An 892-nucleotide genomic window follows, 5' to 3' on the forward strand; every position below is an offset into this window, starting at 1 on the left:
GAGGAAGAACCGTTGCTGCCGTTGTTACTGGAGGACGGTCGAGCCAGTGATGCGTGTACGATTGTGCTAGCTTCTCGTAAAGAGGCTTTGCCGATGCAGTGTCAGCTGATTGTGGAGGCTTCCAAAGAGCAGGGCGTATATGCCCGCAAATCAGAATCGGCGGAGGTTGAACAGCAAAGTTTTAAACCGGATCGTTTGTCAAAAGAGGAAGCCGATGCATTGGCGAGGTACATGGCTCCTATTCGCTTGAAGCGTTCCTCTGCTTCTGACATTCCCGCTGTGCTACCTCTGTTTGATATGATGAGCGTAGCGAGTGTGGAAGAACTGGACGTGGCAGATCGGTGGCGACGTAACCGCCATCCCGATACCTTACCTGTGCCGATGGGCGTGCGAGCAGGCGGTAAGAGGATTATGATTAACCTGCATGATAAGATAGAGCGTCAAGGACATGGTCCCCATGGCTTGATCGCCGGTACAACGGGTTCAGGGAAGAGTGAGGTTATCCAGTCCATCGTAGCCTCGCTTGCTGCCGAGTTTCATCCACATGATCTTGCTTTTATGCTGATCGATTACAAGGGTGGAGGCATGTCCAACACGTTCGTTAACTTGCCGCATGTTGTGGGTACGATCACGAACTTGGACAATAATTTGATTGAACGTGCCAAAATATCTCTTAAAGCAGAACTGGTTCGTCGACAGAAGATATTGAACGATGCAGGCAATTTACAGCATATTGATGAATATTACATACTACTCCGGCAGCGGCAGGAACAACCGCTGCCTCATCTGGTTATTATTATTGATGAATTTGCACAATTAAAGCGAGATCAGCCAGAGTTTATGGACGAGTTAATCAGTATTGCCGCGATTGGGCGGACACCTAGTGTCCGCC

General features: G+C 49.4%; 1 protein-coding gene. It reads left to right on the forward strand.

All coding sequences use genetic code 11. The features are described from left to right. Positions 1–892 (forward strand): FtsK/SpoIIIE domain-containing protein (locus GRP75_RS28225; protein ID WP_160791034.1); only part of this gene is annotated, 892 nt, incomplete at both ends.

This window comes from Paenibacillus sp. OT2-17 (assembly GCF_009827695.1).
GTDB classification, from domain to species: Bacteria; Bacillota; Bacilli; order Paenibacillales; family Paenibacillaceae; genus Paenibacillus; species Paenibacillus polymyxa_B.